Source organism: Streptomyces sp. NPDC023527 (assembly GCF_055560115.1).
The window spans coordinates 74802-89135 of sequence record NZ_JBVHJJ010000017.1 but is presented as its reverse complement, the minus strand read 5'-3'; the positions used below and the strand labels follow the sequence as shown (position 1 = coordinate 89135).

Genomic DNA, 14334 nt, shown 5'->3' with positions numbered 1-14334 from the left:
GAGCCCCGCGCACCACCCCCCGCGCGGGAGGCCGCCATGCGTGACGACGAGACGGTGACCGCCTGGGCGCTCGCCGCGCGCGGCGGTGACGCCGACGCGGTGGAGCGCTTCATCCGCGCCACCCAGAGCGACGTCCGCCGGTACGTGGCGCGGCTCAGCAATGACCCGCAGGGCGCGGACGACCTCGTACAGGAGACGTTCCTGCGCGCCCTGCGCTCGCTGCCGCGCTTCGAGGGCCGTTCGTCGGCCCGTACCTGGCTGCTGTCCATCGCCCGCCGTACGGTCGTGGACCGGCTCCGCTTCAACGCGGCCCGGCCCCGGCTGTCCGACACGGACGACTGGCAGTCGGCAGCCGAGCGGACCCAGTCCGCGGAGCTGCCGGGCTTCGACGAGGGCGTGGCCCTCTCGCAGTTGCTGGACCGCCTGCCGTACGAACGGCGGGAGGCGTTCGTCCTGACACAGCTGCTGGGCCTGCCGTACGCGGAGGTCGCGGTCGTCGCGGGCTGCCCGGTCGGCACGGTGCGCTCCCGGGTGGCGCGGGCGCGCGAGGCGCTGATCGTCCAGTTGGAGACGGCGGAGCGGGAGGCCGAGCGCGAGTCGGCGCGGGTGCCGGTTCTGGCGGGAGCGCGGGCGGCGGCCTAGCGGCTCCGCCTACGAAGGACGGTGACCGGTCCGGGATCGGCGGCGGTGGGGGGCGTCGCCGAGCCCGGACCGGAGTCTTGTGGACCGGTCAGGGACCCGGGGGAGTGGGTCGGCTTCCCGGGCGGACGACCCGCGCCTCCGCCCGCACGCTCCCGCTCTCGCGGAACCGCAGGGTGACGGGGAGCCGGTCGCCGAGGCGCAGCCGGGGCGGCGCCATCACCATGACGTCCAGGCCGTGCGGCGACATCTCCAGCGTGCCGCCGGCCGGCACGCCCATGGACGGGACCATCCGCATGGAACCCGCGCCCTTGGTGACGACGGTACGGCTGAGCATCGAGCCGCCGGCCGACGGGACGTCGACGGCGAGGAGCTCGTCGTCGACGTCACCGTCATTGCGCACCCGGAAGAAGGCGGCGGTGTCGTCCGCGCCGAACGGGAGCAGGACGCGCGCGTCCTCGACCGTGACGGTGGCCGGGCGCCGTGCCGCGCCCGAGACCGTCCAGGCGCCCAGCCCGCCGAGCGTCACCGCGCAGGCGATGATGGGCACGAGGGCCGCGCGGGCGGTTCCCGCGAGGCGGTCGCGGAGGTCGCGGCGATCGGCGGAGGCCGTGGATCCGGATGAGGGGTCCGTCATCGGGTGTCACCTCGTGCGGTGGAGTGGGCGATGGAGTGGGCCGGGGTCTCGGTGGCGGGCGCGCCGGCCGGCCGGCCCACCCCGGCGCGTACGGGCCGCCCACCGGGCCGTCGCCCCGCGGGGCGCGCCGGCCCCGGCTGCCAGGTGCGCAGCCGGAGGCTGTTGGCCACGACCAGGACCGAGCTGACGGACATCGCCGCCGCCGCGACCATCGGGCTGAGCAGGCCGACCGCGGCCAGCGGCAGGGTGACCAGGTTGTAGCCGAACGCCCAGGCGAGATTGGCCCGGACGGTCGCCGACGTGCGGCGGGCCAGGCGGACGGCGTCCGCCAGGGCGGCCATGTCCTCGCGGACCAGCGTCACGTCCGCCGCGCCGATCGCCGCGTCCGTGCCACCGCCCATCGCGATGCCCAGGTCCGCGCCGGCCAGCGCGGCGGTGTCGTTGACGCCGTCGCCGATGACCGCGACCCGGCGCCCTTGCGCGCGCAGCCCGCGCACGAGCTCCGCCTTGTCCTCGGGCGTGGCCCGCGCGTGGACCTCGGTGATGCCGAGTTCCTCGGCGACGGCCCGCGCCGCGCCCTCGCTGTCGCCGGTGGCCAGGACGGGCCGCAGGCCGAGCCGCTTGAGGTGGTCGACCGCGCGGTACGCGCCGGAGCGCACGGTGTCGCCGAGGGCGATCACCGCCTCGGGCGTGCCGCCCACGCGCACCAGCACCACGGTCCGGCCGTCCTTCTCGGCGCCGCGAACGGCCGAGGCCAGCGCCTCCGGGAGGGCGCCGGGGCCGCCCTTGGACGCGCGCGGCTTCTTCCGCGCGGCCGGGATCTCCGGCCGGACGACCTCCACGAGCCGGCCCTCGACCCGCCCGGCGACACCCTTGCCCGGAGTCGCCGCGAAGTCCGCGACCTCCGGCAGCGCCACGCCCGGCACGTACGCGCACACCGCCCGGCCCACCGGATGCTCCGAGCCCCGCTCGACCGCCGCGGCCAGCCGCAGCACCTCGTCCGTGTCCATACCGCCGGGGCGGACGGTCACCCCCGTCACCGCCATCGACCCCGTGGTCAGCGTGCCCGTCTTGTCCAGGACGACCGTGTCCACGCGGCGCAGCCCCTCCAGCGCCCGCGGGCCGCTGACCAGGATGCCGAGGCCCGCGCCGCGGCCCGTCGCCGCGAGCAGGGCCGTGGGCGTGGCGAGGCCGAGCGCGCAGGGGCAGGCGACCACGAGCACCGCGACGGATGCCGTGACCGCCGCCTGCGGGGTGGCGCCCGCGCCGAGCCAGAAACCGAGGACGGTGACGGCGACGGCCAGCACCGCCGGGACGAACACCCCCGCCACCGCGTCCGCGACGCGCTGCGCCTTCGCCTTGCCCGCCTGCGCGTCCTCCACCAGCCGGGCGATCCGGGCGAGCCGGGTGTCCGCGCCGACCGCCTCGGCCCGTACCTCCAGCAGACCGCCGGAGTTGACGGCACCGCCGACCACGGCCGAGCCGGGGCCGGCCTCGACGGGCGCGCTCTCGCCCGTCACCAGCGACAGGTCCAGCGCGGAGCCGCCCGTGACGACGACGCCGTCGGTCGCGACCCGCTCGCCGGGGCGTACGACGAAGTGGTCGCCGACCCGGAGCTCTTCGATGGGCACCCGGCGCTCGACGCCGTCGACCCGTACGACGACGTCCTTCGCGGCGAGCGAGGCGAGCGCCCGCAGCGCCGACCCCGTACGGTGCCGGGCGCGCGCCTCCAGCAGCCGGCCGAGCAGGACGAACAGCGGTACGCCCACGACCGCTTCGAGGTACACGTCCGCCACTCCGCCAGCCATGGACGGCACCAGTGTGAACGGCATCCGCATGTCCGGATCGCCCGCGCCGCCGAAGAACAGCGCGTAGGCCGACCAGGAGTAGGAGGCGAGGACACCGAGGGACACCAGGGTGTCCATGGTGGCGGTCGTGTGCCGCAGCCCCCGCAGCGCCTTCTCGTGGAACGGCCACGCGCCCCACACGGCGACCGGCGTGGCCAGGACGAAGCACAGCCACTGCCAATTGCGGAACTGCAGCCCCGGAGCCATCGACAACACCAGGACCGGAACCGAGAGCAGCGCCGTGACCAGCAGCCGGGTCCTGGCCGTCGCCGCCGCGGCCTCACCGGCCTCCGGCTTCTCGGCGGCCTCCGGCCGGGGCAGCGCGGCGGTGAAGCCCGCGCCCTCCACGACGGCGATCAGCTCCGCCGCACTCACCCGCGCCGGATGGCTGACCCGGGCGCGGCCGGTGGCGAGGTTGACGGCGGCGCTCACGCCCTCCACCCGCCCGAGCTTCTTCTCCACGCGGGCGACGCACGCCGCACAGGTCATCCCACCGACGATCAGTTCGGTGGTGACGTCCGTGATGGGAGAGTCCGTCGTACCCGTCGTGTTCGACGCGCTCATCGGGCCACCTGCCCGGCGGCCGGAGCGCCCATGCCGTGCATGCCGCCCATACCGCCCATGTCGCCGGACCCGCCGCCCGGACCCGAGCCGCCGGAACCGCCGCCGGTGCGGTGTATGCCGGGGAAGGCGGGCCCGGCCGCCGCCCCGGCCGCGTACGCGACACCGAAGAGGGCGGCCAGCAGCAGGACGAAGCCGAACAGCGTTGCGTAGGCACGGATCGGGCTGAGGACGTGACGAGCGGTCATCGCCGCATCGTGGCATGGAGAAGGCCGCTTCCGTCGGCTCGCGACCGGCTTCCGGCGCGTGAGGATCATCCCTTTCGCCCCCGGGAACCAGCGGGCCCTCCGGGCCGACTACCCAAGGATCGCGAGGCGCGTCCCACAGCCCGGGCGACCGCCATGAACGATCGGAAAGGGGCTCGGGAACGGACGACGACAGCCGGGAACTCACTTCCCCTTTCATCCGACTTCTCAGGGGTCCACGACTTCGCGAGGAGCTCCCACCGTGTCGCTGCCCGACCCGATCCCCCTCTACGGCCCCGAGTACAAGCGGGATCCGTATCCGCTGTACGCGCGCATGCGCGCCGCCGGCCCGATCCACCGGGTGCTCTTCCCCAGCGGGGTCACCGCGTGGCTGGTCATCGGCCACACCGCGGCCCAGCGGACCCTCGCCGACCCCCGGCTCGGCAAGAACCACGCCCGGGGCAACGACCGCTGGCGCGCCCGCGCCTCGATCATGCCCGAGCCGCAGCACTCGCAGCTCCAGGTCCACCTCCTCCACCAGGACCCGCCCAAGCACACCGCCATGCGCCGCCTGGTCACCGACGCCTTCGCGCCGCGCCGGGTGGAGCAGATGCGCCCGCGCTTCCAGGAGATGGCCGACGCACTCGTCGACGCCATGCCCACCGGGGCCGGCTCCGCGGATCTCGTCCGCTGCTTCGCCGCCCGCTTCCCCTTCCAGGTGCTCGCCGAGGTCATCGGGCTGCCCCCGCACCTCGCCGCCCGCTTCCGCCGCGAATGGGGCAGGGTCGTGGCGCCCGTCGGACCGGCGGACCCGGGCCGCCCCGCGTACGAGGCGCTGCTGCGCGAGCTCCAGGCGTACATCGCCGAGGTCGTGGCGGACCCCGGCGACGGGCTCCTCGGCGGCCTGGTCGCCGCCCGCGACACCGGCGAACTCAGCCCGGAGGAGCTGGACTCCATGATCTTCCAGCTCCTGGTGGCCGGCCAGGAACCCGTCACCAACCAGATCACCACCGCCATGGTCGCCCTGCTCCGCCACCCGCAGGCCCTGGAGCGCCTGCGCGCCGAGCCGGAGCTGATGGCGAACGCCGTCGAGGAACTCCTGCGCCTCGACGGCGCCTTCGAGCTGACGACATGGCGGTTCCTCGCCGAGGACGCCGAGCTGCACGGCACCCGCGTCCCGGCCGGCGACTCCGTGATCGTCTCCCTGTGCGCCGCCAACCGCGACCCCGAGCGGTTCCCCGACCCCGACACCCTCGACCTCGACCGGGCCCAGGGCTCGCACCTGTCCTTCGGCCACGGCATCCACTTCTGTCCGGGCGCGGCCCTGGCCCGTATCGAACTCCAGGTCGCCCTCGGCACCTTGATCGCCCGGCTGCCGGGCCTGCGGCTCGCCGTGCCGGACGACGAACTCTCCTGGATCCCCGCCGTCCTCGGCCGGGGCGTCGGCGCGCTGCCCGTCGCCTACGACCGGCCCGCCTGCCCCCGCCCCCGTGGATGAGTGCCGCACATGACGATCACCTGCGCCGCCCCGGCCGCCCCCTCCATCACCTCCCCGGACCCCGCCGAACCCATCGAGGCGAGTCTGCTGCGGCTCCTCCTGCCCTACCACCGCACCAGCGGACCGGCGTCCTCCGATCCCGCCGATCACCCCGAGCAACTGCGCCAGATAGGTGAGTTCACGCGGGCGGGTGAGCCGGTCGTCTTCACGCTCCCCGGCTTCCCCTGCAAGTCGCCCAACCCCGCCAAGGTCCTCGGCCACCTCCCCGACGAGGGCGAGCGCCTCTCCCTCGCCTTCCTCGACCGCCTCTGCGCGCGCGTGGGCGAGATGTACGAGCCGGGCGCCCGGATGCTCATCTGCTCCGACGGCCACATCTTCGGCGACCTCATCGGCGTACCCGACGCGCACATCGACGCCTACGGGGACGAACTGCGCGCCCTCATCCACCGCGAGGGCCTGACCCGGCTCGACACGTTCGACCTGCGCGACGTCCACGGCGACCTGGACCACGACACGAAGCGCCGGCTCGTCACGGACGCGTACGCGCCGTCCGTCGACGCCCTTCGCGCGCAGGCCCGCGGCGACGAGGAGACCGCGCGGCTCTATCGCGGCATCACCCGCTTCCTCGTCGAGGACACGGCGGGCTTCGCCGGGACGCGGTCGGCGCTGCAACGGGATTGCCGGGCACGGGCGTACGGGGTCATCGCCCGGAGCCGGGCCTGGGGCGACCTGATCGCCGATCGCCATCCGCGGTCCGTGCGGCTGTCGATCCACCCGCAGCGGCCGGGGGCCGCGAAATTCGGGATCCGGCTGCTCGATTCGGCCGACGCGTGGGCCACGCCTTGGCATGCGGTGGTGCTGCGGCAGCGGGCTGGGGCGCGGCTGCTGCGGCGGGCCGATGCGGAGGGGTTGGGGCGGTTGGTGCTGCGGGACGGCCGGCCCAGCCACTTCGAGGCGGTGGCCTGAGCGGACAGTGTGGTCGTTGTCCTGTGACGGCGGAGTCTGGTCGTTGCCACTGAAGGTTGGTGATCAGCATGTTCGTGCCATCGAAGGTTGAGCGGTATGGGGGCGCCGGTGCGGGACTGCGGCAGCCGCCATCCGTACGGTCAAGCGATGCGGCCACTCGATCGTGGCTTCCTGCCCTCTGATGCCCGGTGTGCCGTGATGCTGGGAAGAAGGGCGTGTAACCGGCGCCGCCGGAAGCGCTGTTGGGGGGAGTGGCCGATGCAGGAAGCGGGACGGCGCGGAGGCCCGGACGAGCGGGCGGTCCTGCTGGTGGCCGGGCTGGCCGATCTGGCGGTGAGCACGATGTGTTCGGCCCTGGGGACGCTGCGGGGGCTGCTGCGCCGCTCGGACGCCGCGGAGCTGGCGGCGGAGGCCGAGCATGATCTGATGGCGCGCGGGCGCCTGGTGCTGGACCGGTATGCGGCCGTACCCCCGGCCCGCCTGGAGATCCTCGCCCGGCACGCCCTGGCCCGGCAGGCTGCCGATGACCTCTGACCGGTGGGAGCCGTCCGCGTTCAAGACCCGCGTCGACGAGGTGGTACACCCGTTCGTCGCCCGGGAGGCCGACCGGTTCGCGGCGATCGACCCGGTCCTGGGCCCGGTGGCCGAGCAGCTGGAGGCCGCGGTCGCGGACGGCAAACGGATGCGGGCGGCGTTCTGTTACTGGGGCTGGCGCGCGGTGGGACAACCGGACAGTGACGCGCTGGTACGGGCGGCGGCCTCCATGGAGCTGGTGCATGCCGCCGCGGTCGTGCACGACGACCTCATCGACGACAGCGCGTTACGGCACGGCCGTCCCACCGCGCACATCGCTCTGCGCGCTGCCGTACGCCATCGCCCGCGTGCCGTCGCCGCCGCCAGGTCGCTGGCGATGCTGGTGGGAGATCTGCTGATGGGGTTGGCCGGGCAACTGTTCGCCACCAGCGGGCTGCCCGCCGCGTATCTGGCCCGGGCCCGCCCATTGTGGTCGGTACTGGCCCGGGAGCTGATCGCGGGCGAGTGCCTGGAGATCCTGCGTACCGGAGCCGAGCCGGACACCACGGCGTCGCTGAAGGTGATCCGGTACAAGACCGCCAAGTACACCGTCGAGCAGCCCCTGCTGATCGGCGGGGCCCTGGCCGGGGCCGGCGGGCGGCTGCGCGAGGGCTACTCCGCTTACGGGCTGCCGCTGGGCGAGGCGTTCCAGCTGCGGGACGACCTGCTCGGCCTGTTCGGAAACCCGGAACGCACCGGCAAGGCCAACGCCGACGACGTACGCGGCCACCGGCCCACGGCCCTGCTGGCAGAGACCTGGCGCATCGCCGGCGATGACGACCGGGAGCAACTCCGCGCCCTCCTGGGCCGACGCGACCTGGACGGGGACGGTCTGCACGCGGTACGCGAGGTGATGCGCCGGCTGAAGGCCCCCGACCGCGTCGAGGACATGATCACCGCGCGGGTCGAGGAATCCCTCGGCGCCCTCCACGAGCTGGACGTACCCCCGCACGCCGCCGCTGCCCTGACCGCGCTGGCGCACTCGGCGGCCGTCCGCCTGTCCTGACCCTCGCACAGGGGCGGCACGCGCGTGCTGCCCCCGGCCAGGCCTCCCGCCTGTCGTGGACACCCCGCTGGAAGACAAGGAGCTCTGCCATGACCTACACCCAGGCATCGATGGACGCCCTGCGGCAGGCCGGTGACGAACTCGCCGACGCCACCGTCGCCGCACTCTTCGAACGCGGGGAGGTGGGCAAGTTCAACACGCTGATGCGCTACGTCTCCTCCGCGGGCGCTCCCCTGCCGGACGGGCTGCCCGATGTCGCCCGGGAGTACCTTCAGGCCACGAGTGCCCCGCCGGTCTGGGTCGACTGGGGGGAGATGGAGAAGGCCCGGCTGTTCTTCATCGACAACAACGTGCACATCTCCACAGCTCTGTCCTTCGCCTCCATGCCCGCCTGCTACGTCGTCCCGCACGTGGCGAAGCTCCTGTCGGCGACCCATGGGCTGGAGTACCCCTCCAAGCGGATGTCGGAGACCGGCCAGTTCACCGTCTACCTGATGCAGCCCGGCGCCTTCGAGGCCGGCAGCCGCTTCATCCCCGCCGCCCAGAAGGTCCGCCTCCTGCACGCCTCCATCCGCCACCACCTCGAACGCGAGAGCCGGTGGGACACCGGCGTGCTCGGAACGCCGATCTGCCAGGAGGACCTGATCGGCGGACAGATGTTCTTCTCCCTGCTCGTGCTGGACAGCCTGGACCGCCTCGGCATCCATATGTCGGCGGAAGGCGCGGAAGCCTACTACTACGCCTGGCGCGTGGTCGGTGCCATGCTCGGCGTCGACCAGGACGCCGTTCCCCCGTCTCTCGACGAGGGCCGCCGGTTCCTCGACCTGTACATGATCCGGCACATGGGGCCTTCCGAGGAAGGCACGCACCTGACTCGACAGCTCATCGACCTTTATGAGGAGGTCGTACCCGGGACCTTCTTCGACCCGATCGTCTCCGCTCTCATCCGCCACCTGATCGGCGACACCTGCGCCGACTGGCTCCAGGTGCCCCGCACCACATGGGACACCGTCGTCAAGGCCGTGCCCCACCTTCTCGGCGTCCTGGAGACCATCGAGGACCGCTCCCCCCTCGGCGCCTGGGCCCTGGACCGCCTCGGCCACCTCACCACCATCTTCGAGCTGTCCTCTCTCACCCGCGGACGCGTCATGCACTACGCCATCCCCGAACAGCTCAAAAAGGAGTACGGCATCTCCAACGCGGTGTCCCGCGCCCACCGGTGGACTCCGCCCGCCTCCACCGTCTCTTACTGACCCATGTACTGAGACCTCGATGGCACGGGCCGCCCAGTCATTGAGGGCACCGAAAAAAATCAGCCGACCGGCACCCGCCCCGCCACCGCCCGATGGTCGAAGGCGATCAACGGATCCCCCGTCAAGGGGTGAGGCACCACCGCCGCCCGTACCCCGAAGACCTCCGCCAGGAGCTCCGGGGTCAAGACCTCCAGTGGTGTGCCCGAGGCCACCACCGAGCCCTCGTGCAGCACGTGCAGGCGGTCGCACAGAGAGGCCGCCGCGTTGAGGTCGTGCAGCGACAGCAGCGTCGTGCGGCGCTGTGCGCGCAGGAGGGCCAGCAACTCCACCTGGTGGCGTACGTCCAGGTGGTTCGTCGGCTCGTCCAGGACCAGGACCTTCGGGTCCTGGGCCAGGGCCCGCGCCAGCAGTACGCGCTGGCGTTCCCCTCCGGAGAGGGTCGAGAACCGGCGGCCACCGGCGCCGGCCATGCCGACCTGTTCCAGGGACGCCGCCACGATGTCCGCGTCGGCGCGGTCCTCGCCGGCGAACGCCCGCTTGTAGGGCGTACGGCCCATCGCCACGACCGCCCGCACCGACAGCTCGAAGTCGCTGCCGCGCTCCTGCGGCAGCGCCGCCACCTGCCGGGCCGTCTCGGCCGCGGTCAGCGCGCGCAGGTCGGTGTCGCCGAGCAGGACCCGCCCGGCGTGCGGGCGCAGATAGCGGTAGACGGTGCGCAGTACGGTCGACTTGCCGCTGCCGTTGGGGCCGATCAGCCCGGCGATCTCCCCGTCGCGCGCGACCAGGTGGACGCCGGAGACCACGGTCCGCCCGGACAGGGTCACTTCCAGGTCCTCGATGGCGATCCGCATGTCAGTGTCCCTTCTCCAGGCGCCGGTCCAGCAGATACAGCAGGGTCGGCGCACCGATCAGCGCGGTGACGACGCCCACCGGCAGCTCCTGGTCCGGCAGGGCCGTACGGGCCACCAGGTCGACGACGACGAGCAGGACCGCGCCGAACAGCGCGGCCACCGGCAGCAGCCGCCGGTGGGCGCCGCCGACCACCATCCGGCACACGTGCGGCACCATCAGCCCCACGAAGCCGATCGCCCCCGACACCGACACCAGCACACCCGTGAGCACGCTCGTCACCACGAACAGCTCGCGCCGCAGCCGCACCACGTCCACGCCCAGGCCGGCCGCGGTCTCGTCGCCCATCAGCAGGGCGTCCAGCGCGCGGGCCCGCGCCAGCAGGGCCGCCAGGCCGAGCAGCACCGCGGCCACGGGCACCGCCAGCGTGGACCACTGGGCGCCGCCGAGCGAGCCCATCAGCCAGAACAGCACCCCGTGCGTCTGCTGGTCGTCGCCCGCCTGGAGCACCAGATAGTGGGTGAAGCCCGACAGGAACTGCCCGATCCCCACCCCCGACAGCACCAGCCGCAGGGGGGAGAACCCGCCACCGCGCCGGGCCATCGCCCACACCAGCGCGAAGGACGCCAGTGCCCCGGCGAACGCCGCCGCCGACAGGCCCAGCCCGAGCAGCCCGCCCGCGCCCGCCCCCAGCACGATCGCCCCGACCGCGCCCAGTGACGCGCCGCTGGAGATGCCCAGCAGATACGGGTCGGCGAGCGGGTTGCGGACCAGGGCCTGCACGGCCGTGCCGACCAGGCCCAGGCCCGCGCCCACCACGGCCGCCAGCAGGGCGCGCGGCACCCGCAGTTGCCACACGATCAGATCCCGGGTGCCCGGCACGGGGTGCTCCCCGCTCACGCCGCGCGCCACCGCCGACCACACCTCGCCGAGCGGCACGTCCGACGACCCCAGACACACGGACGCGACCAGCGCGGCCGACAGGGCGGCACCCAGGACGGCGCCGGCCCGGCCGGCCCGTATCCCCGGCTCGCGCTCCTCCTCGACCGCCGCGGTGAGCGCCGCCATCTACTTGACCCGGTCCGGGTGGAGCGTGTGGGCGATCTCCCGCACCGTGTCGGCGCTGCGCACCCCGCCGATCGTCGTCCGCTCCGAACCGATGCGCACGAAGCGGCCCTCCTTCACCGCGGTGAGGTCCTTCGTCGCGGGGAAGGAGCGCAGGAAGTCGGCGGCCTCGTCGAACGCCTTCTTGTTCGCCTCCTCGCTGCCGCGGTTGCGGACCCCGAGCTGGATCCAGTCGGGGTTCTTCGCCACGACGTCCTCCCAGCCGACGGGCTTGAAGTCGCCGGCGCAGTCCGCGAAGACGTTCCGGCCGCCCGCCTGGGTGATCACGGCGTTGGCGACCTGCCGGTCGCAGACCGCCATCGGCTGCTTGGTGCCCGCGTCGTAGTCGAAGAAGAAGTACGACGGGCGCTTGCCCTCCGGCACGTCCTTGAGGGCGTCGCGGACCGCGCCCGTCTTCTGCCGCATGGCCGCGACCAGCTCGCCCGCGCGCTTGGACGTGCCCGTGACCTTGCCGAGCTCCTCGATGTCGGCCTCGACGCCCGACAGGTCCGTCCGCGCGGACTTGCTCATCGACGCGCACGCCGTCGACTTGAGGAAGACGTGCTTGATCCCGGCGGTCTCGAACTCCTTGGGCGTCGGGGCGTCGCCCATTTTGCCCATGTTCTTCATGGACGAGAACGCGTCGACGTACAGGTCCGCGCCCGAGCCCAGCAGCTTCTCCTTGGGGATGACGGTCTTCCCCAGCACCGGCACCTTCGCCGCCCGGTCCGAGAACTCACCCGGCAGTACGCCCTTGCCGGGCGGGAAGCCCGTACCGGCCACCTTGTCGCCCGCGCCGAGCCACATCAGCAGCTCCAGGCTCGCGGAGTTGCTCGTGACGATCCTCTTGGGCGGGGCGTCGAACGTCGTCCTCGCCCCCATGCAGTCGGAGACGCTCACCGGGAAGCCCGCCCGCGCCGCCCCCGCGTCGTCCTCGGCGGCCTCGTCCGCCTTCCCACCGCCGCCGCACGCCGTCGCCGACAGGGCCACAGCGGCCAGCACACCGCACCACACACGAGGGCGCATCAGAAACTCTCCAGAAATCGACGTCCGCACGGGCCCGCGCCTGCGGACCCGGATCAGGTAGTCGGACCGCGCACCCGCCCGGTTCCCGCGTGTCGCGAAGAACCGCGACGTACGCTGCTCCGAACGCCCGACCGATGTGCGAAGGAGACCCGGCATGGCGGACCAGCTCCAGGAGATGCCCACCGACTGGCGACGCGCCCTCGCGATCGTCGCCCACCCCGACGACCTCGAATACGGCGCCTCCGCGGCCATCGCGACCTGGCTCGACGACGGCCGCGAGTGTGTCTATCTGCTGGCCAGCCTCGGCGAGGCGGGCATCGACACCCTCGCCCCCGCCGAGGCCGGCCCGCTGCGCGAGCGGGAACAGCGGGCCAGCGCCGCCGCCGTCGGAGTGACGACCGTCGAATTCCTGGGCCACCACGACGGCGTCATCGAGTACGGGACCGCGCTGCGCCGTGACTTCGCCGCCGCCATCCGCCGCCACCGACCCGAGCTCGTCCTCACCCTCAACCACCACGACACCTGGTCCTTCGGCGGCTCCGTCGCCTGGAACACCCCCGACCACCGGGCCGTCGGCCGGGCCACCCTCGACGCCGTCGGGGACGCCGGCAACCGCTGGATCTTCCCCGAACTCGCCGAGGAGGGGCTGCTGCCCTGGGACGGCGTGCGTTACGTGGCCGTCGCGGGCTCCCCGCGGCCCACCCACGCCATCGACGCCAGCAGCGGCCTGGAGCGGGCCGTCGCCTCACTGCTCTGCCACCGCACGTACATCGAGGCGCTCACCCAGGAGGAACCGGAGGCATACTGCCGCCGCTTCCTGGAGGGCAACATGAAGGCGGTCTCCGAGCGCTTCGGCGGCCGGTCCGGCGTCGCGTTCGAGCTGTTCAGCCGCTGAGGAGCGAAGGCCCCGTCACGCGGCGGGCGCCCGTTCCAGCACCAGGACCGCCACGTCGTCCTGGAGCCTCCCGCCGGTGTGCGCGGACAGGTCCGCCCGCAGCCGCGTGAGCAGCTCCGGCGTCGGCAGCGCGGCCCACGCGCCCAGCCGCTCCGCCAGCGGATAGAAGCCGCCGTCCGGGGCCCGCGCCTCCGTCACCCCGTCCGTGCAGGCCAGCACCCGGCACTCGGCGGGCAGCGCGATCCGCCGGCCGGTGCGGGGCACGGCGGTCAGATTGCCCAGGCCCAGCGGCAGCCCCGGGTCCGCCGCGTCCAGCTCGCGCACCTCGCCGTCCGGCCCGATCAGGAACGGCGCCACGTGCCCGCAGTCCACGAACACCACGGGCACCTGTCCCTCCTGTCCCGGCGCGCCCTCCTCCGTGCCGAAGGCCAGCGCCGTCACGAACTCCTCCGAGGCGCGCAGCGCCACGTCCTCCCCGGCGGCGCCGGAAGGGTCGGTGGGCATCCCGGCCTGGTACGCCGCCGACCGGTGGTAGCGGTAGAGGCCCTGCTCCATCGCCTCCACCCCGCTCTCCAGGTCCGGCCGGTGGTACGCCGCCTCCCGGAACGCCGTCAGCACCGCCGCCCCCGCCCCCAGCGTGCCGAGCCCCTTGCCGCGGACGTCACCGATGAGCACCCGTGTCCCGTACGGGGTGTCGACGACCTCGTAGATGTCGCCGCCGATCAACGCCTCCCGCTGCGAGGAGACGTAGAAGCCGTCGACCACCACGCTGTGTGTGCGCAGCGGCAGAGGCCTCAGCAGCGCCCGCTGCGCGGCCTCCCCGGTGGCCCGTACCCGCTCCAGCAGCTCGTCGCCGTCGCGCCGCAGCCGCGCGACGGCGATGCTCGCGCCCACCATCAGGCCGTTGCCGACGAACGAGCCGACGCGGTTGACGGCCACGTCCGTGATCAGCACGCTGTGCAGGGTCACCATCAGGGCGAAGTCGAGGATGCCCACGAACACCGTCTGCCGGTAGCTGCACAGCGCGGCGGCCGTCATCGGCGCGAGCGCCGCGAAGAGGTCCAGCCGCAGATAGGCCGGGGTCATCACGTCGACGGCCACGATGACCACGAGATAGACCACAACGAGCGCGAAAGGCGTGCTGCGCGACGACACCGTTGCGGGACCTCCACGCCGAAAAGGGGCTTTGCTGGGCATTTCGCCACAGACAGCCTTCCACGGCCGGTGGGTGGCGG

The 14334-nt window shown here is 73.5% G+C and carries 14 protein-coding genes; 7 read left to right on the top strand and 7 right to left on the bottom strand.

Translation table 11 applies throughout. From position 1 onward, the window contains the following. Nucleotides 1-36: 36 nt before the first annotated feature. The gene (locus ACZ303_RS28890; RefSeq protein WP_467343414.1) at nucleotides 37-642 is read left to right on the top strand and encodes a sigma-70 family RNA polymerase sigma factor; all 606 of its coding nucleotides are present in this window, start codon (nucleotides 37-39) and stop codon (nucleotides 640-642) included. 88 nt (nucleotides 643-730) lie between these two features. Here ACZ303_RS28890 and ACZ303_RS28885 read toward each other — a convergent pair whose 3' ends face one another. The 3 genes from ACZ303_RS28885 to ACZ303_RS28875 are packed head-to-tail and all read right to left on the bottom strand — an operon-like array spanning nucleotide 731 to nucleotide 3932. Further along, a complete protein-coding gene (locus ACZ303_RS28885; RefSeq protein WP_467343413.1) occupies nucleotides 731-1276 on the bottom strand; it encodes a copper chaperone PCu(A)C in 546 nt (181 codons plus the stop codon). Then, the gene (locus ACZ303_RS28880) at nucleotides 1273-3687 is read right to left on the bottom strand and encodes a heavy metal translocating P-type ATPase (protein WP_467343412.1); all 2415 of its coding nucleotides are present in this window, start codon (nucleotides 3685-3687) and stop codon (nucleotides 1273-1275) included. Before ACZ303_RS28880 ends, ACZ303_RS28885 begins: the two co-directional genes overlap by 4 nt. Next, nucleotides 3684-3932, bottom strand: a complete 249-nt coding sequence (locus tag ACZ303_RS28875) for a hypothetical protein (RefSeq protein WP_467343411.1) — start codon at nucleotides 3930-3932, stop codon at nucleotides 3684-3686. Before ACZ303_RS28875 ends, ACZ303_RS28880 begins: the two co-directional genes overlap by 4 nt. 259 nt (nucleotides 3933-4191) lie before the next feature. Here ACZ303_RS28875 and ACZ303_RS28870 point away from each other — a divergent pair, with 259 nt between their 5' ends. From ACZ303_RS28870 to ACZ303_RS28850, 5 genes are all read left to right on the top strand, one after another. After that, nucleotides 4192-5427, top strand: a complete 1236-nt coding sequence (locus ACZ303_RS28870; RefSeq protein ID WP_467343410.1) for a cytochrome P450 family protein — start codon at nucleotides 4192-4194, stop codon at nucleotides 5425-5427. 9 nt (nucleotides 5428-5436) lie between these two features. Then, on the top strand, nucleotides 5437-6393 hold the full coding sequence (locus ACZ303_RS28865; protein WP_467343409.1) for an L-tyrosine/L-tryptophan isonitrile synthase family protein: 957 nt from the start codon (nucleotides 5437-5439) through the stop codon (nucleotides 6391-6393). Nucleotides 6394-6651: 258 nt separating this feature from the next. After that, nucleotides 6652-6927 (top strand): polyprenyl synthetase, encoded by a 276-nt coding sequence (locus ACZ303_RS28860; RefSeq protein WP_467343408.1) that lies wholly within the window; start codon nucleotides 6652-6654, stop codon nucleotides 6925-6927. Then, nucleotides 6917-7972, top strand: coding sequence for a polyprenyl synthetase family protein (locus ACZ303_RS28855; protein WP_467343407.1), 1056 nt, complete (start codon nucleotides 6917-6919; stop codon nucleotides 7970-7972). Before ACZ303_RS28860 ends, ACZ303_RS28855 begins: the two co-directional genes overlap by 11 nt. An 89-nt stretch (nucleotides 7973-8061) precedes the next feature. Continuing rightward, nucleotides 8062-9225 (top strand): oxygenase MpaB family protein, encoded by a 1164-nt coding sequence (locus ACZ303_RS28850; protein WP_467343406.1) that lies wholly within the window; start codon nucleotides 8062-8064, stop codon nucleotides 9223-9225. A gap of 59 nt (nucleotides 9226-9284) precedes the next feature. On the opposite strand, the gene ACZ303_RS28845 is transcribed toward ACZ303_RS28850, so the two are convergent. Genes ACZ303_RS28845 through ACZ303_RS28835 form a run of 3 tightly spaced genes read right to left on the bottom strand, consistent with a single transcriptional unit; the run spans nucleotide 9285 to nucleotide 12204 of the window. Continuing rightward, entirely contained in the window at nucleotides 9285-10076 is a 792-nt protein-coding gene (locus tag ACZ303_RS28845; protein WP_467343405.1) for an ABC transporter ATP-binding protein, read from the bottom strand. A gap of 1 nt (nucleotide 10077) precedes the next feature. Continuing rightward, nucleotides 10078-11142, bottom strand: a complete 1065-nt coding sequence (locus ACZ303_RS28840; RefSeq protein WP_467343404.1) for a FecCD family ABC transporter permease — start codon at nucleotides 11140-11142, stop codon at nucleotides 10078-10080. After that, nucleotides 11143-12204 (bottom strand): ABC transporter substrate-binding protein, encoded by a 1062-nt coding sequence (locus ACZ303_RS28835; RefSeq protein WP_467343403.1) that lies wholly within the window; start codon nucleotides 12202-12204, stop codon nucleotides 11143-11145. It lies immediately after the preceding gene. Nucleotides 12205-12358: 154 nt separating this feature from the next. On the opposite strand from ACZ303_RS28835, the gene ACZ303_RS28830 reads away from it, so the two are divergent. Then, complete coding sequence (locus tag ACZ303_RS28830) at nucleotides 12359-13099, top strand: PIG-L deacetylase family protein (RefSeq protein ID WP_467343402.1); 741 nt, start codon at nucleotides 12359-12361, stop codon at nucleotides 13097-13099. Nucleotides 13100-13114: 15 nt separating this feature from the next. Here ACZ303_RS28830 and ACZ303_RS28825 read toward each other — a convergent pair whose 3' ends face one another. After that, nucleotides 13115-14254 (bottom strand): PP2C family protein-serine/threonine phosphatase, encoded by a 1140-nt coding sequence (locus ACZ303_RS28825; protein WP_467343401.1) that lies wholly within the window; start codon nucleotides 14252-14254, stop codon nucleotides 13115-13117. Nucleotides 14255-14334: the final 80 nt, after the last annotated feature.

Bases quoted from the DNA above. Each gene is read 5' to 3' on its own strand.
- ACZ303_RS28890 (WP_467343414.1), top strand. From the start codon at position 37: ATGCGTGACGACGAGACGGTGACCGCCTGGGCGCTCGCCGCGCGCGGC.
- ACZ303_RS28885 (WP_467343413.1), bottom strand. From the start codon at position 1,276: ATGACGGACCCCTCATCCGGATCCACGGCCTCCGCCGATCGCCGCGAC.
- ACZ303_RS28880 (WP_467343412.1), bottom strand. From the start codon at position 3,687: ATGAGCGCGTCGAACACGACGGGTACGACGGACTCTCCCATCACGGAC.
- ACZ303_RS28875 (WP_467343411.1), bottom strand. From the start codon at position 3,932: ATGACCGCTCGTCACGTCCTCAGCCCGATCCGTGCCTACGCAACGCTG.
- ACZ303_RS28865 (WP_467343409.1), top strand. From the start codon at position 5,437: ATGACGATCACCTGCGCCGCCCCGGCCGCCCCCTCCATCACCTCCCCG.
- ACZ303_RS28860 (WP_467343408.1), top strand. From the start codon at position 6,652: ATGCAGGAAGCGGGACGGCGCGGAGGCCCGGACGAGCGGGCGGTCCTG.
- ACZ303_RS28855 (WP_467343407.1), top strand. From the start codon at position 6,917: ATGACCTCTGACCGGTGGGAGCCGTCCGCGTTCAAGACCCGCGTCGAC.
- ACZ303_RS28850 (WP_467343406.1), top strand. From the start codon at position 8,062: ATGACCTACACCCAGGCATCGATGGACGCCCTGCGGCAGGCCGGTGAC.
- ACZ303_RS28845 (WP_467343405.1), bottom strand. From the start codon at position 10,076: ATGCGGATCGCCATCGAGGACCTGGAAGTGACCCTGTCCGGGCGGACC.
- ACZ303_RS28840 (WP_467343404.1), bottom strand. From the start codon at position 11,142: ATGGCGGCGCTCACCGCGGCGGTCGAGGAGGAGCGCGAGCCGGGGATA.
- ACZ303_RS28835 (WP_467343403.1), bottom strand. From the start codon at position 12,204: ATGCGCCCTCGTGTGTGGTGCGGTGTGCTGGCCGCTGTGGCCCTGTCG.
- ACZ303_RS28830 (WP_467343402.1), top strand. From the start codon at position 12,359: ATGGCGGACCAGCTCCAGGAGATGCCCACCGACTGGCGACGCGCCCTC.